Origin of the sequence: Streptomyces sp. NBC_01241 (assembly GCF_041435435.1) — a bacterium.
Classification (GTDB): Bacteria; Actinomycetota; Actinomycetes; order Streptomycetales; family Streptomycetaceae; genus Streptomyces.
The window spans coordinates 1866139-1891569 of sequence record NZ_CP108494.1 but is presented as its reverse complement, the minus strand read 5'-3'; the positions used below and the strand labels follow the sequence as shown (position 1 = coordinate 1891569).

The following is a 25431-nucleotide window of genomic DNA, read 5'->3' as shown; positions in this document are numbered from 1 at the left end:
ACACCGGACGGCCCCCGTCCGCTGGCAGGGTGCCGCACATCCCCCGACACTGGAGCCGTGCGCCCGGCAACAGTCACGGCAGCAGCCGTCACCACGATCCTCGGCGTCGGTGCGGCAGCTGTCGCGGCCGGCCGGTACGCCAGCGACGCCGCGCTCAGGGCGCCGTCCGGACGACCGCTCCCCGCCGACCGCAGGCTCACCGTGCACGCCACGGCGGCCGGGCAGATCACCCTGACCCGCTCCCTCGCCGCGCTGCGGCCCGGCAGGTACGGACTGGTGGGCGACGACGTCCACGCGGTCGTCGGCCCGGTGATCGAACACGCCCATCACGCCCCCGACACGGTCGTCCGCCGACTGGAGCGGGTCGACCGCGGCAACCTGGAACCCGGCGCCAAGGTCGGGATCACCCCGCAGCTGCACAGCGGCGACCCCTCCTCGGCCCTCGGCCTCGACCACAGGGAAGTCGAGATCCCCGGCGAACTGGGCGCACTGCCCGCCTGGTTCCTGCCCGGCGCCCGCGACACCTGGGTCATCACCGTGCACGGACTCGGTACGACCAGGGAACACCCCATGAACATCATGGAGTTCCTGCACGACCTGCGCCTGCCCGTCCTCGACCTGGCCTACCGCGGCGACGCCGGAGCCCCGCGTTCCCCCGACGGCCTCGCCCACCTCGGCGAATCCGAATGGCGCGACCTGGACGCGGCCGTCCGCTTCGCCGTGCGGTACGGAGCCGACAAGGTCGTCCTGCACGGCTGGTCCACCGGCGCCTCGATGGCGCTGCACGCGGCCGTCAACTCTGCGCTGCGTGACCGGATCCGCGGTCTCGTCCTCGACTCCCCGGTCCTGGACTGGGTCACCACACTGCGCGCCCTGGCCGTCGCCCACGGCGTCCCGACCGCGCTGCTGCCGCTCGCGGTCCGCGCCGCCCAGGGACAGACCGGGCTGCGCGGCGCCCGGCTCCTGGACGGCTCCCTCGCGTCGGAGCTGCGCGTCCCGGCCCTGATCTTCCACGGCCCGGACGACACCCTGGCCCCCTGGCAGCCGTCCCGCGATCTCGCCGCCCGCCGCCCGGACCTGGTCGCCCTGCGCGCCGTTCCACAGGCTCCGCATGCGGCGATGTGGAATGCCGATCCGGTCCACTACGAAGAGGCCCTGCGCCGCTTCCTCACGCCCCTGATGTGACCTGATGAGGGGGATCGGCCGATTGGTGCCGGACCCCGCCGGGCACCCCCTCCACCGGGAATTCGGGTTCCGTTTGGGCTTTCGGGCCGTCAGAGGCAAGACTGCTCCCCGTGACGTCCCGTACTCCGCGCGACTCCAGGCTGCGACTTGTCCGCCCCCGACCCATCGCCACCGCTCGCAAGGCGGTGACCACCCGCCGCACCAGGCCGGCGCCCCGCCCTCCGGAGGGCACCCCGCCCCGGGCGGAACTGGCCCGCCAGGCCAGGACGGTCCTCGCCGACGCCGTACGGATCGCCCACTGGGCAGCCGACGGCGCGTTCCCCGGCGCACCGCCACCGGCCGCCCAGGCTCTCGAACGGGCCGCGACGGCCCTGGAGTTGTCCCCGGCCCAGGTGCGCTCCGGCTGGGACCGGGCCCGCCTGGCCGGTCTCGTCGAACTGCACGGCGGCACCGCGCGCCCCGGCTGGCGGCTGCGCGCCTGGGACCGCGACGACTCCGCCGTGCTCCGCGGCTGGGTGGCGCTCTTCGACGCCTGGTCGCTCGTCCACCCCGCACCCGAGGGCATCGAGTCCACCGCGGTCGCCGAGGCCGTCGAGGCCGTGCCCCAGGTGCTCTCCCTCCTCCAGCTCTCGGCCGGCCCGGTCACCGTGCCCGCCCTCCTGGACCTGCTCGGCCAGCGCGTCGCCGAACTCCACGAGGAGCGCTGCGAGGTGCCGTACGGACCGCGGCCGCTGACCGCACCGGCCGAACCCGCCCCCGCCGCACACCCCGCCGCCCTGGTCGCCCTGCTCCTCGACTGGGCCCTGGAGGGACTGGTCGCCGTCGGCGCGCTCACGCTCGGCGCCGGACACGCCACCCTCACCCCGCTCGGCAATTGGGCGGTCTGGGTCAAGCTGGAGCAGATCTGCGTCGCGGCCCAGAGCCCCGCCGGGAACATCGAGCAGTCCGCCGCAGACATGCTGCTCGGCTGCGCCCGGCTCACCCCCGGCCCGGCCCGCGACGAATACCGCGCCTGGCTTGCCGCCCGCCCCGTCGGAAGCGCCGTCGCCGAACTCCTCGCCGTGGCCCGCGGCGAGGACGCACTGCTGCGCGGCCTCGCCTTCGAAGCCCTCCGGGTCGTCGGCGCCCCGGCGGAACCCGAGGTGCGCTCCGTCGTCGCCGACCCCTCGCTGCGCCCCTACGCGCTGCTCTGGCTGGCCGAGTACGACGGAACCGACCCCGAGGACACCCAGGACGTCCTCAGCCGGGAGGAGGCCACCTGGCTCTGGGTCGACACCGCGGCGGCCGTCGCCGACCACGGCGAGACCGGACTGCTGGTCCGCCACCTCGACTCGGCCGTCCAGGGCACGGTGCCGGCGCTGCTGGACGAGGTACGGGCCGTCGGCCACCCGCGCACCGTGCAGGTTCTGGTGGCCCTGGCCGCCGCGCACCCGGACCCCGCACTGGCCAAAGCGGTGCGCCGGGCCGCGTTCCAGGTGCACACGGGCGGCGCGTAGCCCGTACGACCACGCCGGACGGGCCCGCCCCGAGCCCGTCCGGCCGCGCGTGCGCCGCTGAGCCCGTCACTCAGGCAGTCGGTCCGCCCGGCCGTCAGCCCGCCGACCCCGGTGCGTACGTCCCGAAGGTCCACACATTGCCCTCCCCGTCCCGGGCCATGAAGTCGCGCGAGCCGTAGTCCTGGTCCGTGGGCGGCATCAGGATCTCCACCCCGTGCTCCACGGCCCGTGCGTGGTGCGCGTCGACCTCGTCCACCACGACGTAGACACCGGCGGGGCCCGCCCCCTGCATCGCCTTGGCGAAGGCACCCTCGCGGCCCTTGGAACCGAGCATCACTCTGCCGTTGCCGCAGGACAGCTCCGCATGGAGAACCTGCCCGGCCGCGCCCTCGTAGACCGCTTCCTCCTTGAAGCCGAGGCCCTCCGTCAGCGTCTTGATCGCGGCCTTCGCGTCGTCGTACAGAATCGTCGGATAGATCGTCGGAACGCCGGCCGGTGCGCCTGCCATGACGCTCACCCCTTCTCGTGCTCCCGTGACCCGTTTCTGTGATCTCTGTGATCTGCGTCTCAGTCTTCCACCCGCCACCGACAACGGCCCGATTCGGCCCGGCCCGCCACGGAGCGGCGGCGCCCGGCGAGGGCGGGACGAGTGCCGTGGGCGCATGCGGAAAAGCAGTTGCACACCGCCAGTAGAATGACCCCTATGGCAATTCTCCTTGTGCATGAGTAACGGCGTCGAGTCGAACTCTTAGTCGTCCCGTCCGCAGCCCACCCGCCCTGGAGTTTTACCGTGATCACCGCTTCCGGCATCGAGTTGCGCGCCGGCGCCCGCATCCTCATCGAGTCCGCCTCCTTCCGTATCGCCAAGGGCGACCGCATCGGCCTCGTCGGCCGCAACGGAGCGGGTAAGACCACCCTCACCAAGTGCCTCGCCGGCGAGGGCAACCCCGTCGGCGGCACCATCACCCGCGCCGGCGAGGTCGGCTACCTCCCGCAGGACCCGCGCACCGGCGACCTCGACGTACTCGCCCGCGACCGGATCCTCTCCGCCCGCGGTCTCGACGAGATCCTGCGCAAGATGCGGGAGAACGAGGAGCGGATGGCGAACGGCAAGGGCGCCACCCGCGAGAAGGCGATGAAGAAGTACGAGCGCCTGGAGACGGAGTTCCTCACCAAGGGCGGATACGCCGCCGAGGCCGAGGCCGCCACCATCGCCGCCGCGCTCAGCCTGCCCGACCGGGTGCTCGGACAGCCGCTCCATACGCTCTCCGGCGGTCAGCGCCGCCGCGTCGAGCTGGCCCGCATCCTGTTCTCGGACGCCGACATCCTGCTGCTCGACGAGCCGACGAACCACCTCGACGCCGACTCGATCGTCTGGCTGCGCGACTACCTCAAGACCTACCGCGGCGGCTTCATCGTTATCTCCCACGATGAAGAGCTCGTCGAGACGGTCGTCAACAAGGTCTTCTACCTCGACGCCAACCGCTCGCAGATCGACGTCTACAACATGGGCTGGAAGCTCTACCAGCAGCAGCGCGAGGCCGACGAGAAGCGCCGCAAGCGCGAGCGGCAGAACGCCGAGAAGAAGGCCGCGGCCCTCAACTCGCAGGCCGACAAGATGCGCGCCAAGGCCACCAAGACCGTCGCCGCGCAGAACATGGCCAAGCGCGCCGAGCGGCTGCTCTCCGGTCTGGAGGCCGTCCGGGTCTCCGACAAGGTCGCCAAGCTCCGCTTCCCCGAGCCGGCGCCGTGCGGCAAGACTCCCCTGATGGCGGAGGGACTGTCCAAGTCGTACGGCTCCCTCGAAATCTTCACCGATGTGGACCTCGCCATCGACAAGGGCTCCCGGGTCGTCATCCTCGGCCTCAACGGCGCGGGCAAGACCACCCTGCTGCGGCTCCTCGGCGGCGCCGAGAAGCCCAACACCGGCGAGGTCATCGAGGGCCACGGACTCAAGCTCGGCTACTACGCCCAGGAGCACGAGACCCTCGACCCGGACCGCACCGTCCTGGAGAACATGCGCTCCGCGGCGCCCGACCTCGATCTCGTCGAGGTCCGCAAGACGCTGGGTTCGTTCCTCTTCTCCGGCGACGACGTCGACAAGCCCGCCGGAGTGCTCTCCGGCGGCGAGAAGACCCGTCTCGCGCTCGCGACCCTCGTGGTCTCCTCCGCCAATGTGCTGCTCCTGGACGAGCCGACGAACAACCTCGACCCGGCGAGCCGCGAGGAGATCCTCGGCGCGCTGCGCACGTACAAGGGTGCCGTCGTCCTCGTCACGCACGACGAGGGAGCGGTCGAGGCCCTCCAGCCGGAGCGCATCATCCTGCTGCCCGACGGTGTCGAGGACCTGTGGGGCGCGGACTACCGGGACCTGGTCGCGCTGGCCTGATCCCGGACCGGTCACCTCTGATCCACTCCGTATGGATCATTCGGCCCATGCGTGATCCATCATCTGCGTGAGTACGTCTCGTACCTCGGCGCGGCGCCCGGCAGATACCTGCCGGGCGCACCCATGCGGGGCCGCATTCCCCGTGTGGCCCTGACCTGGCGGTTCGTCCCGAGGTTGTCGTCACCCGCCCCTGAAGCCCCGCGGAATGGGGGATTCCGGTTGTGTCGGTCCGCTCCCCGGGCCGGAATCCGGTTGCACGGACCTTGCCGAATGGGTGGCCAGGACGCCCCCGAGGGGTGATCATGAGAGTCCAGAGCGCACTTCCCATGAGGAGGCACGGGTGGCCGAGACTCTGAAGAAGGGCAGCCGGGTTACCGGCGCCGCGCGCGACAAGCTCGCGGCAGACCTGAAGAAGAAGTACGACTCCGGTGCGAGCATCCGGGCGTTGGCCGAAGAGACCGGCCGCTCCTACGGATTCGTCCACCGGATGCTCAGTGAGTCCGGAGTCACGCTGCGTGGACGCGGCGGAGCGACGCGGGGCAAGAAGGCCGCCACGGCCTGACGGCCTTCGGCGGATCGGGACAGGTCCTCCGGACCCGTCCCGGGGCTCACCGGTTTCGGTGGTGGCCACCCGGTCGACCAGACTGTCGGCCGGGTGGTTACTGTTCAGTCACTTAGTTCGACCGGCTGACTGAACCGATCCGGAGGCGCCCCGTGACTTCGCTCGACTCTGTGCTCGACAAGGACGGCGTACGACTCACCGTCGACGACGCGGTTGCCACGGTGACCCTCACCAATCCGGCCAAGCGCAACGCTCAGTCTCCCGCTCTGTGGCGGGCGTTGACCGAGGCCGGACGGGCGCTGCCCGGCAGCGTGCGGGTCGTCGTGCTCCGTGGCGAGGGCAAGTCCTTCTCCGCGGGCCTCGACCGGCAGGCGTTCACCCCCGAGGGGTTCGACGGTGAGCCGTCCTTCCTCGACATGGCGCGCGGCCCGGAGTCCGAGCTCGACGCGACCATCGCCGAGTACCAGGAGGCGTTCACCTGGTGGCGCCGCAACGACATCGTGTCGGTCGCGGCCGTCCAGGGGCATGCGATCGGGGCCGGCTTCCAGCTCGCCCTCGCCTGCGATCTGCGGATCGTGGCCGAGGACGTGCAGTTCGCCATGCGTGAGACCAGCCTCGGCCTGGTCCCCGACCTCACCGGCACCCACCCCTTGGTGAGCCTGGTGGGGTACGCCCGCGCGCTCGAAATCTGCGCCACCGGCCGCTTCGTGCACGCCGAGGAGGCGGAGCGCACCGGCCTGGCCAACCTCTTGGTCCCCGCCGGTGAACTGGACGCGGCGGCCCGGGACCTGGCCGCCGCACTGCTAGCCGCCCCGCGCGACGCGGTCGTGGAGACCAAGGCGCTGCTGAGCGGTGCCGTCTCCCGTGGTTACGAGGAGCAGCGCATCGCCGAACGCGCCGCGCAGGGCCGCCGGCTGCGCGACCTGGCGGGCATCACCGACTGATCCGGGGCCCGAGCAGGACCCTCCCGGGCCCCATGCGACAGCCCCGGCAAGGCAGTCCGGACCCGGTGGGTCAGCGCCCTGGGCCCGGTGATCAGCCCCGGACCCGCTGGGTCAGCGCCCTGGGCCCGGTGATCGGTCCCGGACCCGGTGGGTCGGTCCTGGGTCCGGTGATCAGTCCCGCTCCGCCACCGCCGTGACCAGCACCGTGACCGAGGGATGCCCCTCCACCGCGGCCGCCACCGCGCCCCGCACCGCGCGGGCCACGTCGAGCGCCCGGTGCCCCGATTCCGTCGCCAGCTCGACCCGTACCCGGCCCGGACCCGTGTGCACCGCGTTGCCCAGCACCCGAGTCAGCGCCACCACACCCGGAACACCCGCGGCAGCGACCCCCACCGCCCCCTCCGGCCTCGCCCCGCGCACCTCGGCCGGTTCGGGGGTCGGCGGTACGGGTGACGTGTCCAGCAGTTCCGTCACCCGGAGATCCACCTCGGCGACCACCAGGCCCAGCCGCTGCGCGGCCGCCGCCAGCAGCGCCGAGCGCAGTTGCGCGGCAGCGGCGGGCAGCGGCAGACCGGACATCGCCGACATGGTCGCCTCCATCCGCAACGGCCCCGGCGGCAGGGCGCTCGGCGGTGGCTCCACCTCCGCAGCCGGGGCCCCGTCCGGATCCGCCACCGAGATCCTGAGCTTCCCGAGCACCGGCCCCGGTCCCGGCCCGCTCACCGCGCCGCGCAGCACCGCGACCGCGGCCCGCTCCGAGATCCAGGCCCCGTCCGCCGGACCGCCCAGCGGAAGCAGCCGGCCGAGGCCGAGCCGTTGCCGTACCGCCGCTGTCCATCCGTCGGTCCCGCGCGGACCGTCAGCCGTCGTCATGTCCCCAGCCTGCCGCATCCACGGCGCGAGACGGGGCAAGCGCACTTAGTGTGGGCAAGGAGGTCCAACGTGTCCGAAGGGAAGAGTGGCGATGACGGAGACTCCGCAGCGGAACCGGCCCGAGAGCCCCGACAAGGAAGCGACCCCGCTCATCAAGCGCGGTGGGGGAGACCCCGCCACCCGCGGCCGCACGACCATCGCCGACGGCGTGGTCGAGAAGATCGCGGGAATGGCGACCCGCGACGTGGTCGGTGTCCATGCGATGGGCAGCGGCTTCTCGCGCACGTTCGGGGCGGTGCGCGACCGGGTCCCCGGCGGTGGCAAGTCCGTCACCCGCGGGGTGAAGGCGGAGGTCGGCGAGTCACAGACCGCACTCGACCTGGAGATCGTCGTCGACTACGGCGTGTCGATCATCGATGTCGCCCGTGACGTACGGGAGAACGTGATCGCGGCGGTCGAGCGGATGACCGGCCTGGAAGTCGTCGAGGTCAATATCGCGGTGAGTGATGTGAAGCTGCCCGACGAGCCCGACGACGAGGACCAGTCCGAACCACGTCTTCACTAGGCCTCCGAACCTGCATGCCTCGGAACCGAGTCAGTTGAGGAGCGCACGATGAACATGGCGGTGGTCGGCATGGTGGCCGGCATGGCGCTCGGATTCGCCGGGTACTTCGGAGGATTCGGCGCCTTTCTCCTGGTGGCCGCGTTGGGGGCGGTCGGTTTCGTCGTCGGCCGGTTCCTGGAAGGTGACCTGGAACCCGGCGACTTCTTCCGGGGTCGCGAGCGCGGCGACCGACGGCGGTGACGGCGTTGTCGGGGGCGGGCGGCCCGATCGCCGCCGGTGGGCGCGGGGAGACCCGGATCGCCGACCGGGTGATCGCGAAGATCGCCGCACAGGCGGCGAAGGAGGCGATCGACGAGCTGCCGGAGCAAGGCGCCTCGCCGCGCGCCACGGTCACCGTGCAACGTGGCACCGCCCGGGTACGGGTGAGCCTGGAGCTCGGATACCCCACCGACATCGGCCGCCAGTGCGGCGGGGTGCGTCGGCGTGTCGCCGAACGGGTAAGGGCGTTGGCGGGCATGGAAGTGCCCGAGGTTGCCGTACAGGTCGAGCGCCTGCACCCGACGGGAGCGGGCATCGCGGCACAGGGGAGGATCCGATGACCGAGCCCCACGACCCGGAACACCGTGAACAGCGGCTGCCCGCCGCCCGGCCCGTCGAAAAGGGGGACCTGCTCGAACTCGACCAGTCCGCCTCGTCCGCCGCGTACGACCCGGTGCCCGCACAGCAGGGGGGCGGCGACAGGGCGGGCCGATTCTGGTCCCCGCGCCGCATCCCCGCGGCGGTCCTCGCGCTGGTGACCCTCGGCGGCGCCGGCCTCCTCCTCTACGACGTGGCGGCGGTACGGGCCGGCCGGCCGGCGATGCGGTGGCGCCGCGTGCTGGCCGGTGAACTCGCCGAGCGGCCGCTGGACAACGTCTGGGTGCTGACCGGCGCGATGGCCGCCCTGGTGATCGGCCTGTGGCTGCTCGTGCTCGCCGTCACCCCCGGACTCCGCGACCTGCTGCCGATGCGCCGTGACCGTCCCGGCATACGCGCCGGACTCGACCGCACAGCGGCAGCGCTGGTCCTGCGCGACCGGGCCGGCGAGGTGTCCGGCGTGCAGTCGGTACGGGTCCGCATGGGCCGGAGCAGGGCCGGGGTGCGCGCGGTGTCGCACTTCCGCGAACTCGACGACGTACGGGCCGATCTGGACACCGTGCTCGCCACCGCCATCAGGGAACTGGGGCTGGCCAGGCCGCCCAGCCTGTCCGTACAGGTCCGCCGTCCGGCGAAGAAGGGGTGAGTCGGTTGCTCAGGACCGTCAACCGGGTGCTGCTCGGCCTGGCCGGGCTGGTGCTGATCTGCGTCGGCGGCGCGGTGCTCGCCGCGGGACTCAGCCTCTCCGTACCGTCCTGGTGGCCCTGGTACGACAAGGGCGATGTGCTCCTCAGCCAGGCCGACCGGGACCGCTGGCGCGGCGAGGGCTGGTGGTGGCCGACGGTGATCGCGGTCCTTGCCGTCGTGGTCGTCCTCGCCCTGTGGTGGCTGCTGGCCCAACTGCGCCGGGCCCGCCTCGCCGAGGTGCTGGTGGACAGCGGCGACGGCGAGGGCGCGTTGCTGCGGGGCCGGGCCCTGGAAGGGGTGCTCGCCCAGGAGGCGGGGACCCTGGACGGGGTGGCCCGCGCCCAGGTCACGCTGACCGGCCGGCGCAGCTCGCCACATGCCAGGATCCGCCTGCTGATGGAGCCGCACGCCGCGCCGGACGAGGCGCTCGGCCGCCTCACCGACGAGGCGCTGGCGCATGCGCGGGATTCGGCGGGGCTGGCCGAGCTGCCGGCCGAGGTGCGACTGCGGGCGGTCAAGCACCGTGCGGAACGCGTGAGTTGACGTATCGCCGGACGGACTCGAACGGACCGCCCGACGGTACGCAACGAAGCCGGGCCGCTCCTGCGGAACGGTCCGGTCCAGGAAGGCGCCGGCCCGGAAATCGGTCCGGTTCGAGAAGGCACCGCTTCGAAGGCCGGTCCGGTGCGGGAACGCGCGGGTTCAAAAACCGTGCCGGTAGCCGCCGTCGATCGGCAGCATGACGCCCGTCAGATACGACGCCGCGGGCGAGAGCAGGAACGCGGCGGTCCGGCCGAACTCCTCCGGTGTGCCGTACCGCCGCAGTGGAACACGTGCCGCATTGGCCGTGCGGGAGGCTTCCGCGTCGCCCGAGAGCGTATCCAGCTCCCGCACCCGGTCCGTGTCGATCCGGCCGGGCAGCACGCCCACCACCCGGATCCCGCGGGGACCGAGCTCGTCGGCCAGGGACTTGGCGAAGCCGGCCAGACCCGGGCGCAGCCCGTTGGAGATCGTCAGCCCGGCGATCGGCTCGTACACGGAGCCGGAGAGCACGAAACCGATGACCCCGCCCTCGCCGAGTGTGGCCGCCGCAGCCCTGGCGAGACGTACCGCACCCAGGAACACCGAATCGAAGGCCGACTGCCACTGCTCGTCGGTGTTGTCGGCGAGGAAGCCGGGCGCCGGCCCGCCGACGCTGATGAGAATGCCGTCGAGCCGCCCGAACCGCTCGTGCGCGCTGTCGACCAGACGCTGAGCGGCGGCGGGGTCGGCATTGTCGGCGGCGAGGCCGACGGCGTCCGGCCCCAGTTCGGCGGCGGCCGCCTCGACGCGCTTCTCGTCCCGCCCGGTGATGATCACCCGCGCCCCGTCCTCGGCCAGCGCCCGGGCCGTGGCGTTGCCCAGCCCCCGGGTCGCTCCGGTGACGATGTACACGCGGTCCTTCAGTCCAAGATCCATGGGCCCTATCCTGCCGCCTCGGCCTCCAGCGTGTCCTCCCCGGCCAGGGCCATGGCCGTGCCCACCAGTCCGATGTGGCTGAACGCCTGCGGGAAGTTGCCGAGCTGCCGACGCCCGACGGTGTCGTACTCCTCGGCCAGCAGCCCCACATCGTTACGGAGCGCCAGCAGCTGCTCGAAGAGCTTTCGGGCCTCCTCGGTGCGCCCCGTCAGGTGCAGGGCGTCGGCCAGCCAGAACGAGCACGCCAGAAAGGCCCCTTCGCTGCCGGGCAGCCCGTCGATCGAGGTGCCGTCCGTGCTGTAGCGGCGGACGAGGCAGCCGCTGCCCAGCTCCTCCCGGACCGCGTCGACCGTCCCGATCACCCGGGGATCGTCCGGCGGCAGGAATCCGGTCCGGGGGATCAGCAGTGTCGCGGCGTCCAGGTTCCGGGAGCCGTAGGACTGCGTGAAGGTGTTCCGTTCCGGGTCGTACCCCTTCTCGCACACCTCCCGGTGCACGGCGTCCCGCATCGCCCGCCACCGGTCCGCTTCGCCGGGCAGCGAGGGGTTCTTCTCCAGGGTGCTGACGGCACGGTCGGCGGCGACCCAGGCCATCACCTTGGAATGCACGAAGTGGCGGCGCTGGCCGCGGATCTCCCACAATCCCTCGTCCGGCTCGCGCCAGGCGGATTCCAGGAAGCCGAGCAGGCTGAGCTGCACGTTCCAGGCGTGCGGTTTGTCGTTCAGGCCCGCCTCCCGCGCGAGCCGCAACGAGTCGATGACCTCCCCGTACACATCGAGCTGACGCTGGCGGACCGCGGCGTTGCCGATCCGGACCGGGCCGGAGCTGTCGTATCCGCGCAGCCACGGCAGCTCCGACTCGGGCAGCCTGCGCTCGCCCGCCAGGCCGTACATGATCTGCAGATCCGCCGGATTCCCGGCGACGGCCCGCAGCAGCCAGTCCCGCCAGGCGGCCGCCTCCTCCAGATAGCCGGCCGAGATGAGCGCGCCGAGGGTCAGCGTGGAGTCCCGCAGCCAGCAGAAGCGGTAGTCCCAGTTCCGTACGCCGCCGATCTCCTCGGGCAGAGAGGTGGTGGGCGCCGCCACGATGCCGCCGGTCGGACCGAAGGTGAGCGCCTTCAGCGTGATCAGCGAGCGGATCACCGCCTCCCGGTACGGGCCCCGGTACCTGCACCGGGCGGACCAGTCGGCCCAGTCGGCCAGGGTGTTCTCCAGCGCCTCGAACGGGTCGACGAGTTCGGGGCGGGGCGAGTGGGAGGGGTGCCAGGTCAGGACGAACGCCACCTGTTCGCCCGCGGAGACGGTGAACGACGAGCAGGTGGAGAACTGCTGGCCCCAGGTCTTGACCGGCGGCTCGCTGCGCAGCCAGGCAGAGTCCGGGCCCGCGACCGCCACCCGGTGTCCCTGCGAGCGGCGCATCCACGGCACGACCGAGCCGAAGTCGAAGCGCAGCCGGATCACGGAGCTCATCTCGACCGTGCCGCTGACGCCCTCGACGATCCGCATGACATCGGGTTCCCGGTCGCGCTGCGGCATGAAGTCGATGACCTTGACCGTGCCGGTACGGGTCTCCCAGTACGTCTCCAGGACGAGGGAGTCACCCGCATAGCCGCGCCGGGTACAGGCGTCGGCGCCCTGCGGGGCGATCCGCCAGTGGCCGTTGTCCTCGGTGCCGAGCAGGGCGGCGAAACAGGCGCCCGAGTCGAAGCGCGGCAGACAGAGCCAGTCGACAGAACCGTTCCTGCCGACCAGGGCGGCTGTCTGCAGATCACCGATGAGGGCGTAGTCCTCGATGCGTGGGGTCACGTTCTGGCGTGTTCCCGAACCTGGGCCTCGTTAAGCAGCCCAGTCCCACGAGAGGCATGGGGCACGTCGGTACGCCGGCGATCAGGGGCGGCCCCGCACCCCGCCGGAGACGGCGTCAGGCCGTCGCGGGCTCCGGCTTCTCCGGCATTTCCGGCTGCTCAGGCGTCTTTGGCGTCTTTGGCGTCTTCGGCTCGGAGGCGTCCTGTTCCCCGGCGGCGGCGGCCTTGGCCGCGGCCTCCACCCGGTCGCGCTTCTCCCGGCGGGCAAGGACGACGAAGCCCACCGGGACCCCCGCGGCGAACAGCCACCACTGCACGGCATACGCCATGTGCGGGCCGATCGAGCCGTCGTCGGGGGCGGCGATCAGTTCCGGGGAGTCGCCGGACGGCTCGGGTCCGGTCTGCTCGATGTAGCCGCCGAACACCGGCCGGGAGAGCCGCTTGGCCTCCTGGGCGCTGTTGATCAGCATCACCTGGCGGTCCGGCAGGTCCGAAATGTCCTTGATGCCGCTGGCGCTGGTCGTCTCGTCGGCCTTGAGCCGCCCGGTCACGGTCACTTCGCCCTTGGGCACGGCCGGTACGTCGGGGAACGCGCGCTGGCTGTCGGCGGAGGGTACCCAGCCGCGGTTGACCAGGACCGTGCCGCCGCCCTTGAGGTCGAGCGGGATCAGTACGTGGACGCCGATCCGGCCGTCGGTGGAGGTCCTGCGGCGTACGACCACCTCGTGCGCGGTGTCGTACGTACCCGTGGCCGTCACCGCGCGCCAGTAGTCGGAGCGCGGGACCGTGTGACCCGGCGAGGTGAGCGAGGCGACCGGAACCGGTCTCGCCTTGAGGTTGCGGGAGATCAGGGAGTTCTGCGCGACCTTGTGCTCATGCCGGTGCAGCTGCCAGAAGCCCAGCTCGACCATCGTGGGAATCAGTACGAGGGCGAGGAGGGCGAGGATCAGCCACTGCCGGGTCAACAGGAAGCGGTACACCCCATGACGGTACAACTGAGTCATGGGGTGCATCGCGGAGGGGTGGGGGAAGGGGGCGCGGCGGCGGCCGGTGCTCAGACTTTGTCGATGATGCCCACCTTCCCCTCGGCGCGGGCACAGTGACCGCCGCAGAACCAGTGGCCGTTGACCTCGACGCCCTGGCCGATGATCTGGACCCGGCAGTGCTCGCAAATGGGCGCCATGCGATGAATGGCGCAGGAGAAGCAGTCGAAGACGTGCACGGCGCCCTGCGCGTGCACCTCGAAGGACATGCCGTAGTCGTTTCCGCAAACCTCGCAACGTGCCATGCGCCACAGGGTGGGACGCCGGAGCGGCGGCGGGCGAGCGGCGGGCGGGCGAGTCGCCCCCGGTTCACTCCGATGACCGCGCGGCCGGCTGCGCCGCCGCCGGCGCCACATCGCGCAACAGATGGGTGAACGCGCTCTCGTCCAGGATCGGTGTCCCGAACGACTTCGCCTTCACCGTCTTCGACGTCGCCGCGTCCGGATCATTGGTGACGAGCAGACTGGTCAGCCGGGACACGCTGGTCGCCACGTGCAGCCCGGCCTCCACGGCCCGGTCCTCCAGCAGCTCGCGGTCGACGGAGGTGTCCCCGGAGAACGCCACCCGCATGCCCTGCATGAGGGGTTTGTCCTTCTCGTACCGCCCGGGGTTCGGATACGGGCACGCCGGACGCTTTCGCGAGGGACGCCAGCTGCCCTGACCGTACGAGGGCTGGTAGCCGATCCGCGGGGCGACCGGGGAGTCCGACCACTCGGTCAGCGGCCGGCACTCCAGCAACGGCAGCCGCACCCCGCCCCGCGCCGCCGCGTGCAGACTCGGCCGGAACGCCTCGGCCAGCACCCGGGCGTCGTCCAGCGCGTGGTGGGCGCGCTGCTGCACGACTCCGAAGTGCGCGGCCAGCGACTCCAGCTTGTGGTTGGGCAGGGGCAGCCGCAGCTCCTTGGAGAGCGCGATGGTGCACAGCCGCTGTTCGACGGGGGCGGTGACCGAGGCCCGTGCGTACTCCCGGGCCAGCATCGACCAGTCGAAGGCCGCGTTGTGCGCGACGAGCACGCGGTCCGCGAGCCGCTCGGACAGTTGGGCGGCGACCTCCGGGAAGAGCGGAGCGCCGTCCAGGACCTCGCTGGTCAGCCCGTGGATCCAGACCGGGCCGGGATCACGCTGCGGATTGACGAGGGTGTACCAGTGGTCCTCGACGTTGCCCTGCGCGTCCAGGCGGTAGACGGCCGCGGACACTATCCGGTCGTCCCGTGCGAGTCCGGTGGTCTCCACGTCGACGACCGCGTACCCCTGCGGGTAGGCGGTCGGCCACGGTGCTGCGGTCTGACGGTCGTCGAGCATGGTCACAGAGAATACGGGCCGCCTCCGACAGTCTCCTATTCGGCCGTCTCCCGCCCGGGTGCCCGCCGTACGGGGCCGGCCAGCAGACCCTCCACCAGGGCCCGCACGGAGTCCGCGAACAGCCGCTCCGGATCGGCGGGCCGGGCCAGCGCGCGGGCCAGCGCCGGGTCGTCGTCCGCGGTGGACGCGGCCCACAGATCGCCCTCGCCGGGGGACTGGACGGGGGACCGCTCCCGATTGCGTTCGACGAGCAGGAAGCCGACGGTCTGGAACTGCACCGCCCGCACGGCTGCCGCGGCCCGGGCCCCGCGCAGCCCCGCGGCGTGCACCTCGTGGACGAGGGCCCGCTGTGCGGGGAGGAACATCCGCTCGGTGAGCCCCCGTTCGTGGACCATCGCGATCAGATGCGGCCGGGCCCGCAGTTCGCGGCGCAGGCCGACGGCGACGGAGACGATCCGGGCCGCCGGGGTCCGGCCGGCCGGGCGGAGGGTGCCCATCTCCCGCACGGTGCGCTCGACGAGGGCGTCCAGCAGTGATTCGCGATTGCCGACGTGCCAGTAGATCGACGTGACCGCGGTGCCCAGTTCGGCGGCCAGCCCGCGCATGGTGAGGGCCTGCGGGCCGTGCCGCTTCACCAGGGCGGTGGCGGTGTCCAGTACCTCTTCGCGGGTCAGCGACGGTCGGGCCACAGTGCTCCCAGTTTTTCGAACTCCGTTGGTTGCACGCCTATTTACCCTTCATTCGCATCGGTGTAACTGTGTTACAGAACCCGGGTATCGGACAACCGAGAAGGGTGGTACGTCCATGGCACGTGTACGGTACGGCGCGCGCACCGGGGCGGAGATCGCGGCGGCCCGCGCGGCCCGCTCCACGCTCCCCGACATCTGGTCCACCGGCGTGGTGGCCCTCTGGGAGAGCGACCCCGACGCGGTGGCGGCCGTCCTGCCGCCGCCCCTCGAACCCGCACAGCGCCCGCTCGTCCGGGCCGGCATCAGCACGGTTGAACTCCCCGGCTACCCGCTCGGCGCCGGCTCCGTCGCGGTCGCCGCCGTCCATTAAGCAGCGCTGGGCCGGCCTGCGCGCCCACAACCGCTGGCTCGCCTACTTCTGCGCGCAACTGCCGGGCCGACGCGCGGGCGTCGCGCAGATCCTCCTCAACGATCCGGCGGAGGCCGCCCGCGAGGTCCGCCGCACCAAGGAAGCGGGCCTGCCCGGCGGCATCCTGCTGCCCGGCGCCCCGCCCGGCTCCGGCGTCCCGGAGCTCTACTCCCGGGTGTACGACCCGCTGTGGGCGGTCTGCGAAGAGCTGGACGTACCGGTGAACCACCACGGCGGATCGGCCGCTCCGCGCTCGGCGACGAACCGGCGGCCCGGGCCGTCTTCATGGTGGAGACGACCTGGTTCTCGCACCGGGCGCTGTGGTACCTGATCTTCGGCGGCGCGATTTGCCGCCATCCCGGACTCAGACTCGTCCTCACCGAACAGGGCTCCGGCTGGATCCCCGGCGTCGTCGAGATGCTGGACTACTACCACGGACGGCTGGTGGCGGCCTCGGCCCGGGCAGCCACCGCCGAGTCCAAGTTCGGTGCCGGGCTCGCCGGTTCGATGGGCGCGAGCCCCGGCGAGGTGTGGCGCGACCACTGCTACGTCGGCGCCAGCTTCATGCGGCCCCACGAGGTGCCGCTGTGCGACCGGATCGGACTCGACAAGATCATGTGGGGCAGCGACTACTTGCACGACGAGGGCACCGCCCCGTACTCGCGGCAGGGCCTGCGGATCGCGTACGCGGGCCTGCCGCCCGAGGAGATCGCGGCGATGACCGGTGGCAACGCCGCACGCGTCCACGGATTCGACCTGGCCGCCCTGGACCGTATCGCCGCGACCGTCGGCCCGACGGTGAACGAGATCGCCGAACCCCTCAAGGAGACCCCGGCCGACGCGACCAGCCCCGCCTTCGCGCCGGGCGGGTCGGTACGCGTCTGGTGACGGGGCGAGATGAACAACAGTTCCCATTTCTTTCAGTGGATATCGGTCATTCTGTGTGAATATCCTGATGTGGTGAAGCTTTCCGAGTGGGCGGCGCGCAACGGCGTGCATTACCAGACCGCGTGGATCTGGGCGAAGGAGGGCCGTATGCCGGTCCCGGTTGTCCAGACGCCGTCGGGTACATGGCTCGTGACCGAGTCCGTCCCGCAGGCTGCGGGACGGGTTGTGGCGCACTGCCGCGTCTCGTCCGGTGACCAGAAAGCGGACCTGGAGCGCCAGGTCGCCCGGACCGTTCAAGGCGCAACGTCCCGGGGTCTCACGGTCGCTGACGTGGTGACGGAGGTCGGCTCCGGCTTGAACGGGCGCCGTCGCAAGCTGCACCGGCTGCTCGCCGGCCCGGGTGTGGGGACGGTCGTGGTCGAGCACCGTGACCGCCTCGCCCGGTTCGGCGTCGAGCACCTGGAGGCCGCCCTCTCGGCCTCGGGGCGGCGCCTGCTTGTCCTTGACCCCGCGGAGAGGGCCGACGATCTCGTACGGGACATCACCGAGGCCCTGACCTCGATGTGCACACGCCTGTACGGCCGGCACTCCGCGAAGAACCGCGCCGCCCAGGCAGTCGCCGTTGCCACCGGCCCCGAGGTGGCCGGATGAAGAAGTTCAAGCCCCGGCCCGGTTTCACCGTCCTCGCGTACAAGCTCGCGCTGGACCCGAACGCCACGGCCGGCCACCACCTGCACTCGCACGCAGGTGCCGCGAGGGCAGCGTACAACTGGGCGGTCACGTACATCACCGCCGCGTGGTGGCAGCGCAAGGCCGAGCAGTCCTACAACATCCCCGAGGACGAGCTGACACCATGGCGGTCGTGGTCGCTGCCCTCGCTACGCAAGTCGTTCAACGAGGACAAACGCACCAACCCACGTTTCGCCCACTGGTGGGAGGAGAACTCCAAAGAGGCATACAACACCGGCCTGGCAGGCGCGTCGGCGGCGTTCGACAACTACGCGAAGTCGAAGAGCGGTAAGCGCAAAGGCCCGAGGATGGGCATCCCCCGCTTCAAGTCGAAGCGGAAAGCATCCCTGACCTGCCGGTTCACCACCGGAACGATCCGTATCGAACCTGACGGCAGGCACATCACCCTGCCCAGGATCGGCACCATCCGCCTCCACGAACACCGGGCCGACCTGCGCGCCCTCGCCGACACGGGAAACATGCGGATCCTGTCCGCGACGGTGCGCCTGGACCAGGGCCGCTGGTTCGTGTCGTTGCAAGTCGAGGAGAAGCATCAGCCGGCGAAGGTCGCCCGTCCGGATGCGTCGGTCGGTATCGACCTCGGCATCAAGAACCTCGCCGTCCTCGCGGACAGCGACGGTGTCCTCGCTACGGAACCCAACCCACGCCACCTCGACCGCGCGCAGAAGCAGCTGCGCCGCGCCAGTCGTGTCGTCTCGCGCCGCCAGGGCCCCGACCGGCGCACCGGTCGGCAGGCATCGAAGCGCTGGGAGAAGGCGAACCGGGCGCGGAACAAGGTGCACCACCGGGTCGCGAACCTCCGCGAGGACACCCTCCACAAGATGACGACCCGTCTTGCCCGCGCGTACGGCACGATCGTCATCGAAGACCTCAACGTGGCAGGAATGGGCCGCAACCGGCGCCTGTCCCGCCGGGTCGCGGATGCCGCGTTCGGCGAGATCCGACGCCAGCTCACCTACAAGACCCGTCGCCACGGCACGCGACTCGTCGTTGCCGACCGATGGTTCCCCTCCTCGAAGACCTGCTCGCGCTGCGGTGCGGTGAAAGCCAAGCTGCCCCTCAGCATGCGCGTCTTCGAGTGCGACAACTGCGGACTCGTCATCGACCGGGACGCAAACGCCGGACACAACCTGGTCGCCCACGCGGCCCGCACAACAGGTACCGGAGTGGCCGGAGACCTGGACCCCGCCAAGGTGGAGTCGAAGCCCCGTGGAGCCGACCGCAAGACCCGCAGCACCCGCCCGCGCCGCAAGGCCGGGACGGGGCGGGCAGGTGGCACAATCCCCAGCCCCCGGGCCGGGAAGGAAACGGGAGACCGTCAACAAGTCACCAGAGCACAACTCACGCTCTGGTGACCCGTTACGGACCATTCCAGCGGAAACGCCGGGATTGCTGAGATCACTTGATGATCAAAACAACGGTGAGACCATCCTCGGGTGACGGATACCCAGGCGCATGACGAACCGCACGGCAACGGACTCGGCACGCGGCTGAACTGGCTGCGCGCCGCGGTCCTCGGCGCCAACGACGGTGTGGTCTCCACCGCCGGCCTGGTCGTCGGTGTGGCCGGAGCCACCGCCGACCGCGGCATTCTGCTCACCGCGGGCCTGGCCGGACTGCTGGCCGGATCCATGTCGATGGCGGTGGGCGAGTACGTATCGGTCTCCACCCAGCGCGATTCGGAGAGGGCCGCACTGGCGACGGAGAAACGGGAACTGAAGGAGGCCCCCGAGGCGGAACTCATCGAGCTGACCGCCCTGTTGGAGGGCAGGGGCCTGAGCCACGAGGTCGCCCGCGAGGCCGCCGTCCAGCTCACCGAACGCGATGCGCTGCGCGCCCACGCGGTGGTCGAGCTGGGCATCAACCCGGACGAGCTGACGAACCCCTGGCACGCGGCGGGAGCGAGCTTCCTGGCGTTCACGGTCGGCGCGCTGCTGCCGCTGCTGGCGATCGTGCTGCCCCCGGCGTCGCTGCGGCTGCTCGTGACCGTGCTGTCGGTACTGGCGGCGCTGGCGTTGACGGGCTGGTGGAGCGCCCGCCTGGGCGAGGCGATGGCGGGACCCGCGGTGCTGCGGAACATGGGCGGGGGAGCGCTGGCGATGGCGGTCACGTATGCGGCGGGAGAGTTGCTGGGGGCGGCGGGGGTCTAGTGCCGCGACGGGGCAAAGCTTGCCGGGAGGGGCACTAGTAGGGCTTTGTTAGGTACCCCGAATGTTCGGCCAGGGGTAGGGTTGTGATCTTCTTTCAGGTGTGACACCTGAGGAGATGGAGACGGTCCGCCCGCGCTTGGAGGCGTTCGCGGCGGAGATGCTCGGTTCACTGGCGCGGCGGGACCAGCGGGCCAAGGGTGAGTTGTACCTGCGCGGGCTGATGCTGGACGGTAAGCGCAAGTCGATGCAGCCGATGGCCGAGCGTCTGGGTGTGGACCATCAGCAGCTCCAGCAGTTCGTCTCCTCTTCCACCTGGAACTGGGGCAAGGTCCGTGAGCGGCTGGCCCGTTGGGCTGCGGCTCACATCTCGCCCGAGGCGTACGCGATCGATGACGTGGGCTTCCCCAAGGACGGCTACGACTCGCCGGGGGTGGCGCGGATGTACTGCGGCGCGCTGGGCAAGCGCGGAAACTGCCAGGTCGGGGTCAGTGTCAACCTGGTGTCCGACCGTGCCTCCTCGGCGGTCGACTGGCGTCTGTTCCTGCCCGAGAGCTGGGACGACGCCAAGAACGCGGACGATGCGCTGCTGGCCGAGGCGATCCGCCGCCGCCGGACGAAGGCCGGCATCCCCGACAGCGAGCGGCACCGGGAGAAGTGGCGCCTGGCCCTGGACATGCTGGACGAGGTTCGCGGGGACTGGGAGCTGCCCGACCTGCCGGTGGTCGCCGACGCCGGCTACGGGGACGCGACAGGCTTTCGCGAGGGCCTGAGCGAACGTGGGCTGGCCTACGCGGTCGCGGTCAAGGGCAGCACCACCGCCTACCCGGGTGACGCCGTCCCCCGGCGCCCGCCCTACAGCGGCCAGGGCCGCCCGCCCGGCCCGGCGTACCCCGACCCCCACACCACCTTGCGCCAACTCGCCCTGGACGAAGGACGATCCACGCTACGGACGGTGACCTGGCGCCAGGGCAGCAAGACCACCAGGAACAACCCCCGCGCCGAGATGCGCTCACGATTCCTCGCACTGCGCGTCCGCCCGGCCAACCGCACGATCCGCCGCGCCGTGGACGGTTCCCTGCCCGAGTGCTGGCTGCTGGCCGAGTGGCCGCCCGGCGCCGCCGAGCCCACCGACTACTGGCTGTCCACCCTGCCCGCCGACACCCCACTGCGCGAGCTGGTCCGCATCTGCAAGATCCGCTGGCGCATCGAGCACGACTACCGCGAACTCAAGGACGGCCTGGGCCTGGACCACTTCGAGGGCCGCAACTTCCCCGGCTGGCACCGCCACACCACCCTCGCCTCCCTCGCCCAAGCCTTCTGCACCCTGCTCAGACTCGACCCAAAAGCCCCTGCGCCGGCCTGACCCTCTACGCGGTCCTCCGCGAACTCCAAGCCCTCCTGGCCACCTGGACCGGCGCCTGCTCCATATGCGGCCAACCCGCCCCGGCACCCGAACCACACCACCGCACCTAACAAAGCCCTACTAGGAGGGTGCTGCTGCGTCCATGACGTCGACCGGTGAGTCCGGCGTCGAGCGTCGGCTGAGCCACGCGCGCATGGCCGCCCTCGACGCCGCGCCGACCAGCGAGGGAACGTGGACGGGCGAACGGCCTTCCGGCCCTCTCGCCCGTCCGTTCCGACCGGACCTCCGCTCAGAAGGTGCGCTCCGGCGCGGGGAACGTCCCCGCGGCCACGTCGGCGACCGCGTACTACTTGCTGACGGCGAAGCGCATCAGGGCATGCTCGTCACCCTGCTTGATCTTCCCCGTCACATTGATCACTTCGAGCTTCCACGCGCCGCCGACCCGCACGGCCTTGGCCACCGCGCAGCCGTTGTCCTGGGTGAGCAGGCTGGGCCATATGTCGGCGACCTGCTGCGAGCTTCCCCCGGTCGCGTCGTAGACCTTGAAACTGATGTTGCGGGCCTTCTGGAAGGAACTGCCCTTCTTGAAGGCGGCGGCGACGAACACGATCGACGTGATGTTGCCCGGGATGCGCGCGAACTCGACCGTGACGGTCTCGTCGTCGCCCTCCCCGCGCCCGGTCTGGTTGTCGCCGCTGTGTATGAGGGAGCCGTTGCCCATGGGATCCAGCGAGTCGAGGCCGGCCAGGCGCACCGGGTCCCCGTCCTGCGTGGCGATGGCGATCAGGTCGAGGTCCGTTCCGGTCTTGCGGCGGACCAGACCCATGACGCCGCCGCTGCTGCCGGCCGTGGGGTCCCAGGACACGCCGATGGACAGATGGGTCACCCCGTCCAGGTCCGCCGGGCCGTCTTCCTTGGTGAGCGTGATCATGCGTGGATCATCCTTTTGTCAGGGGATTGTCGGAGGGACTACACCATGCAGAGTGTGCCTGGGCGCCTCGGTGGTTCATGTGACGGGTCCCCATGGGCGAGGTGCGCGTGAACCCTCTCGGGCTGTCCGGGGGCGGCAACTTCCGAATCATCGCAGGGCAGTTACTCGCCCCCGGGAGTTCCGGTACAAGGATGGCGTGACGTCCGCGTTGGCGGAAGTCTCCAAAGACCGCTGACAGCGCGTCTCGCATACTTGTTGGTAACAACGTCTGGTGCGCGGTCGATCCGCGGCTCTACGGTGCTCCCATGCCGCCGAACCTGCCCGATGTCGTGCTCTGGTCCATACCGGCCTTCGTCCTGCTCACTGTCCTCGAAATGGCCCTCCACCACCTCCACCCCGATGAGGAAGCCGCCGGGTACGAGACGAAGGACGCCGTCACCAGCATCACCATGGGGCTCGGCAGCCTGGTCTTCGACCTGCTGTGGAAAGTGCCCATCGTCGCGATCTACACCGCCGTCTACGAGCTGACGCCGCTCCGGGTTCCCGTGCTGTGGTGGACGGTCCTGCTGATGCTGCTCGCGCAGGACTTCTTCTACTACTGGTCCCACCGCGGCCACCACGTCATCCGGATCCTCTGGGCGTGCCACGTGGTCCACCACTCCAGCCGGAAGTTCAACCTGTCCACCGCGCTGCGCCAGCCCTGGACGTCGCTGACCGTCTGGCCCTTCTACGTACCGCTCATCGCCTGTGGTGTCCATCCGGCCGCGCTCGCGTTCTGCTCGTCGGCGAACCTCGTCTACCAGTTCTGGGTGCACACGGAGCGCATCGACAGGCTTCCCGCACCCTTCGAGTACGTATTGAACACGCCCTCCCACCATCGGGTGCACCACGCGTCGCAGGGCGGCTACCTGGACCGGAACTTCGGCGGCATCCTGATCCTCTGGGACCGCCTCTTCGGGTCCTTCACCGCCGAGACGGAGCGGCCCGTGTTCGGCCTCACCAAGAACATCGACACGTTCAACCCGCTCCGCGTCGCCACCCACGAGTACGCCGCGATCGCCCGCGACGTGCGTGCGGCGGGCAGTTGGAGCGAGCGAGCCGGACGGATCTTCCGCGGGCCCGGCTGGCAGCCCACCGGAGTGGTCGCCCGTACGGCCGTCCCCGCCCAGGAGCGCACCGGATGAGCGCCGACGCAGTCAGGAGCGCCGACTCCGTCAACGACCGGCGGGAACGTCTCGTACGCCCGCTGCTCATCGCCTTCCTCGTGGCCTCGGCCGTCGATCTCGTCGGCGTCCTCGCCGATGTCCCGGTCGCCCATCTCCTCGCCAAGCCCCTGCTGATGCCGCTGCTGGCCGGGTACGCCGCCGCCCGGCGCGGCCCCCGGCTGCTCATCGCGGCGCTCCTGTTCGGCTGGGGCGGCGACACGCTGCTGCTGCCCGACTCCGACACCGCCTTCCTCATCGGGATGGGCTCCTTCGCCGCGGGCCATGTCTGCTACCTGTGGCTCTTCGGACGCGCCCGGAGCCCGCTGCTCGCCGGGATCGTGTACGCCGCCGTCCTGGCCACCTTCGTCGCGCTGCTCTGGGACGGCCTGCCGCCGGACCTGCGGATCCCGATGACCGGCTACAGCCTGCTGCTCACGACGATGGCGTACCGCGCCGGCACCCTCGGCCGGTACGCGGCCGTCGGAGGGGCGCTCTTCCTCCTCTCCGACGCGCTCATCGCCACCGGCATCGCCGACTGGCCGCAGCTGCCCGCCCCCGACTTCTGGGTCATGCTCACCTACATCGCCGCACAGTTCCTGCTGACCGTCGGAGCGCTCGCACCCGGCGGGCGCACGAAGGCGCTCATCGAGCCGTGAGCCAGGCGGCCGCGTCCGCCCCCAGCGGGCCGGGCGGGCGCGACCAGTCGGCGGGGGAGCCGTCGAAGGCGACCGGCGCCACGGCGTGACGCAGCCGTCCCAGCGGGCTGTCCGTCTCCGTGAGCCACTTCTCCGGGCCGTACGACGAATCCGCGGCTTCGTTCTCCCGGCCGGCGCGCAGCTCGTCGAGGAGCCAGGCGGCGGTACGGGCGAGCGAGAGCGTGGCCAGCCGGGAGCCGCCCTCGTCGTGCTGCTCGGTCAGGGCGCGCAGCACGGCGGCGGCCAGCAGATAGCCCGTGCCGTGGTCGAGCGCCTGGGCGGGCAGCGCACCGGGCGGGTGCTCCGCCCCGGCCGTGGCCTCGACCGAGGCGATGCCGGTGGCCACCTGCACCAGACTGTCGAAGCCGCGCTGCCGCGCCCACGGGCCGTGCCCCCAGGCCGAGAGCCGCCCGATCACCAGCCCCGGCCTGCGTGCGGCCAGGGCCTGCGAAGTCAGGCCGAACCGCTCGACGGCCCCGGGCCGGTAGCCGATGACGACCACGTCCGCGCCGGCCAGCAGTTCATCGAAGGCGGCCGCGCCGCAGCGGCTGCCGAGGTCCAGGTTCACCGACCGTTTCCCGAATCCGGTGTCGCAGTGCGCGTCCTGGCTCTCCGGGAGCTGCGGGGCGTCGATCCGCAGGACGTCCGCGCCGAGCAGTGCGAGCGTACGGGTGGCGACGGGTCCCGCGATGACCCGGGTGAGGTCCAGCACGCGCACCCCGGCGGCGGGCAGCAGCGGCTCGCCGGTGAGCGGCGTCGTCCGGCGGACGGGCGCGCTGTCGGTGCGTTCCCTGCCCACCAGCGGCGTACCCGCGACGGCGGCGCCCCGGGGGTCGGCCGCCCACTCGGCCGGTGTACGGGCGGCGACGGCCAGGCCGCCCGCCGCGTACACCGTCTGCTCGATCTCGTTTCCCGTGCGCTCCGTGAACGAGGCGGCGACGGCGTCCACCGCGATGTCGTCCGAGGTGTCCGCGGGCAGCCCCAGCGTGGCGAGCAACCGGGCCCGGTGGTGCGGGTAGTTGGCGTGCGTACGGACCCAGCCGTCCGCCGTGCGCCAGAACCGGGACAGCGGGGCGAAGTTGGTCGGCGCGCGGCCGTCGATCCGCAGATGGCGCTCGCTGGTGAACGCCGTGGCCACCGCGCCGTCGTCGACGTGGATCTGCGGCACGGGGCGCGCGGTGCGGCGGGCGGCCAGTTCGGCGGCGGCCAGTGAGCAGACCGCGACGGCGGAACGGGCCAGTTCCATCACGGGCAGCCGCGCGGGCAGCAGCCCTTCGGGGCCACCCGTTTCGAGGTGCGCGAGAAGCGCGGGAGCACCGCCGAGCGCCGCCCAGGCCTGCTCCGTACCGGACATGCGTGCATGACTCATCCCCGCACAATGGCACTGAGTGCCACCAACTGGGAAGA

At 71.5% G+C, this 25431-nt stretch carries 26 protein-coding genes and 2 pseudogenes; 18 read left to right on the top strand and 10 right to left on the bottom strand.

Features of this window, described 5'->3' with window-relative positions:
* The first annotated feature begins 57 nt into the window (after positions 1-57).
* Together OG306_RS08160 and OG306_RS08155 are read left to right on the top strand one after the other, a co-directional pair.
* Positions 58-1185 (top strand): alpha/beta hydrolase, encoded by a 1128-nt coding sequence (locus tag OG306_RS08160; protein WP_266745431.1) that lies wholly within the window; start codon positions 58-60, stop codon positions 1183-1185.
* A gap of 185 nt (positions 1186-1370) precedes the next feature.
* Entirely contained in the window at positions 1371-2681 is a 1311-nt protein-coding gene (locus OG306_RS08155; protein ID WP_266752116.1) for a hypothetical protein, read from the top strand.
* Positions 2682-2775: 94 nt separating this feature from the next.
* On the opposite strand, the gene OG306_RS08150 is transcribed toward OG306_RS08155, so the two are convergent.
* Complete coding sequence (locus OG306_RS08150; protein WP_266745430.1) at positions 2776-3189, bottom strand: VOC family protein; 414 nt, start codon at positions 3187-3189, stop codon at positions 2776-2778.
* A 282-nt stretch (positions 3190-3471) separates the two neighbouring features.
* On the opposite strand from OG306_RS08150, the gene OG306_RS08145 reads away from it, so the two are divergent.
* From OG306_RS08145 to OG306_RS08135, 3 genes are all read left to right on the top strand, one after another.
* Positions 3472-5070 (top strand): ABC-F family ATP-binding cassette domain-containing protein, encoded by a 1599-nt coding sequence (locus OG306_RS08145; protein WP_266745429.1) that lies wholly within the window; start codon positions 3472-3474, stop codon positions 5068-5070.
* A 340-nt stretch (positions 5071-5410) separates the two neighbouring features.
* On the top strand, positions 5411-5632 hold the full coding sequence (locus tag OG306_RS08140; protein ID WP_018518904.1) for a helix-turn-helix domain-containing protein: 222 nt from the start codon (positions 5411-5413) through the stop codon (positions 5630-5632).
* A 152-nt stretch (positions 5633-5784) separates the two neighbouring features.
* On the top strand, positions 5785-6576 hold the full coding sequence (locus OG306_RS08135) for an enoyl-CoA hydratase/isomerase family protein (RefSeq protein WP_266745428.1): 792 nt from the start codon (positions 5785-5787) through the stop codon (positions 6574-6576).
* 171 nt (positions 6577-6747) lie between these two features.
* On the opposite strand, the gene OG306_RS08130 is transcribed toward OG306_RS08135, so the two are convergent.
* On the bottom strand, positions 6748-7449 hold the full coding sequence (locus OG306_RS08130) for a hypothetical protein (RefSeq protein ID WP_266745427.1): 702 nt from the start codon (positions 7447-7449) through the stop codon (positions 6748-6750).
* 91 nt (positions 7450-7540) lie between these two features.
* Here OG306_RS08130 and OG306_RS08125 point away from each other — a divergent pair, with 91 nt between their 5' ends.
* Genes OG306_RS08125 through amaP form a run of 5 tightly spaced genes read left to right on the top strand, consistent with a single transcriptional unit; the run spans position 7541 to position 9880 of the window.
* Complete coding sequence (locus OG306_RS08125) at positions 7541-8014, top strand: Asp23/Gls24 family envelope stress response protein (protein WP_266745426.1); 474 nt, start codon at positions 7541-7543, stop codon at positions 8012-8014.
* A gap of 48 nt (positions 8015-8062) precedes the next feature.
* Entirely contained in the window at positions 8063-8254 is a 192-nt protein-coding gene (locus tag OG306_RS08120; protein ID WP_266745425.1) for a hypothetical protein, read from the top strand.
* Entirely contained in the window at positions 8251-8613 is a 363-nt protein-coding gene (locus OG306_RS08115; protein ID WP_371665211.1) for an Asp23/Gls24 family envelope stress response protein, read from the top strand. The genes OG306_RS08120 and OG306_RS08115 overlap by 4 nt, the downstream gene beginning before the upstream one ends.
* Entirely contained in the window at positions 8610-9296 is a 687-nt protein-coding gene (locus tag OG306_RS08110; RefSeq protein WP_266745424.1) for a DUF6286 domain-containing protein, read from the top strand. The genes OG306_RS08115 and OG306_RS08110 overlap by 4 nt, the downstream gene beginning before the upstream one ends.
* Positions 9293-9880, top strand: coding sequence for an alkaline shock response membrane anchor protein AmaP (amaP, locus tag OG306_RS08105; protein WP_266745423.1), 588 nt, complete (start codon positions 9293-9295; stop codon positions 9878-9880). Before OG306_RS08110 ends, amaP begins: the two co-directional genes overlap by 4 nt.
* Before the next feature lie 159 nt (positions 9881-10039).
* On the opposite strand, the gene OG306_RS08100 is transcribed toward amaP, so the two are convergent.
* The 6 genes from OG306_RS08100 to OG306_RS08075 all read right to left on the bottom strand — a co-directional run bounded on the left by OG306_RS08100 (position 10040) and on the right by OG306_RS08075 (position 15633).
* The gene (locus OG306_RS08100) at positions 10040-10795 is read right to left on the bottom strand and encodes an SDR family oxidoreductase (RefSeq protein WP_266745422.1); all 756 of its coding nucleotides are present in this window, start codon (positions 10793-10795) and stop codon (positions 10040-10042) included.
* A 5-nt stretch (positions 10796-10800) separates the two neighbouring features.
* Positions 10801-12600 carry a glycoside hydrolase family 15 protein gene (locus OG306_RS08095; protein WP_266745421.1) on the bottom strand — a complete coding sequence of 600 codons (1800 nt, stop codon included), beginning with the start codon at positions 12598-12600 and terminating at the stop codon, positions 10801-10803.
* A gap of 115 nt (positions 12601-12715) precedes the next feature.
* Positions 12716-13579, bottom strand: a complete 864-nt coding sequence (locus tag OG306_RS08090; protein WP_266752114.1) for an SURF1 family cytochrome oxidase biogenesis protein — start codon at positions 13577-13579, stop codon at positions 12716-12718.
* Between the two features lie 74 nt (positions 13580-13653).
* A complete protein-coding gene (locus tag OG306_RS08085) occupies positions 13654-13887 on the bottom strand; it encodes a hypothetical protein (RefSeq protein ID WP_266745420.1) in 234 nt (77 codons plus the stop codon).
* A gap of 64 nt (positions 13888-13951) precedes the next feature.
* A complete protein-coding gene (locus tag OG306_RS08080; RefSeq protein ID WP_266745419.1) occupies positions 13952-14950 on the bottom strand; it encodes a DEDDh family exonuclease in 999 nt (332 codons plus the stop codon).
* Between the two features lie 29 nt (positions 14951-14979).
* The gene (locus tag OG306_RS08075) at positions 14980-15633 is read right to left on the bottom strand and encodes a TetR/AcrR family transcriptional regulator (protein WP_266745418.1); all 654 of its coding nucleotides are present in this window, start codon (positions 15631-15633) and stop codon (positions 14980-14982) included.
* Between the two features lie 115 nt (positions 15634-15748).
* On the opposite strand from OG306_RS08075, the pseudogene OG306_RS08070 reads away from it, so the two are divergent.
* The 6 genes and pseudogenes from OG306_RS08070 to OG306_RS08045 form a co-directional block, all read left to right on the top strand.
* Positions 15749-16000: pseudogene (locus tag OG306_RS08070) on the top strand (acetoacetate decarboxylase family protein); the annotation flags it as partial.
* Positions 15957-16930: pseudogene (locus OG306_RS08065) on the top strand (amidohydrolase family protein); the annotation flags it as partial. The pseudogenes OG306_RS08070 and OG306_RS08065, both read left to right, overlap by 44 nt.
* Before the next feature lie 72 nt (positions 16931-17002).
* Complete coding sequence (locus OG306_RS08060) at positions 17003-17581, top strand: IS607 family transposase (RefSeq protein ID WP_266745417.1); 579 nt, start codon at positions 17003-17005, stop codon at positions 17579-17581.
* On the top strand, positions 17578-19035 hold the full coding sequence (gene tnpB, locus OG306_RS08055; RefSeq protein WP_371665210.1) for an IS607 family element RNA-guided endonuclease TnpB: 1458 nt from the start codon (positions 17578-17580) through the stop codon (positions 19033-19035). Before OG306_RS08060 ends, tnpB begins: the two co-directional genes overlap by 4 nt.
* An 81-nt stretch (positions 19036-19116) precedes the next feature.
* A complete protein-coding gene (locus tag OG306_RS08050; RefSeq protein ID WP_266745415.1) occupies positions 19117-19830 on the top strand; it encodes a VIT1/CCC1 transporter family protein in 714 nt (237 codons plus the stop codon).
* 100 nt (positions 19831-19930) lie between these two features.
* Positions 19931-21193, top strand: a complete 1263-nt coding sequence (locus tag OG306_RS08045; RefSeq protein WP_371665068.1) for an IS701 family transposase — start codon at positions 19931-19933, stop codon at positions 21191-21193.
* A gap of 346 nt (positions 21194-21539) precedes the next feature.
* Here the strand turns inward: OG306_RS08045 and OG306_RS08040 are convergent, their stop codons facing one another.
* Complete coding sequence (locus tag OG306_RS08040; protein ID WP_266745414.1) at positions 21540-22124, bottom strand: TerD family protein; 585 nt, start codon at positions 22122-22124, stop codon at positions 21540-21542.
* A 305-nt stretch (positions 22125-22429) separates the two neighbouring features.
* Between OG306_RS08040 and OG306_RS08035 the strand changes: the two genes are divergently transcribed.
* Positions 22430-23308: a sterol desaturase family protein gene (locus tag OG306_RS08035; protein WP_266745413.1), complete on the top strand. Its 879-nt coding sequence runs from the start codon at positions 22430-22432 to the stop codon at positions 23306-23308.
* Positions 23305-23985: a lysoplasmalogenase gene (locus OG306_RS08030; protein WP_266745412.1), complete on the top strand. Its 681-nt coding sequence runs from the start codon at positions 23305-23307 to the stop codon at positions 23983-23985. Before OG306_RS08035 ends, OG306_RS08030 begins: the two co-directional genes overlap by 4 nt.
* Here the strand turns inward: OG306_RS08030 and OG306_RS08025 are convergent.
* A complete protein-coding gene (locus OG306_RS08025; RefSeq protein WP_266907063.1) occupies positions 23972-25393 on the bottom strand; it encodes a CoA transferase in 1422 nt (473 codons plus the stop codon). The genes OG306_RS08030 and OG306_RS08025 overlap by 14 nt on opposite strands.
* Positions 25394-25431: the final 38 nt, after the last annotated feature.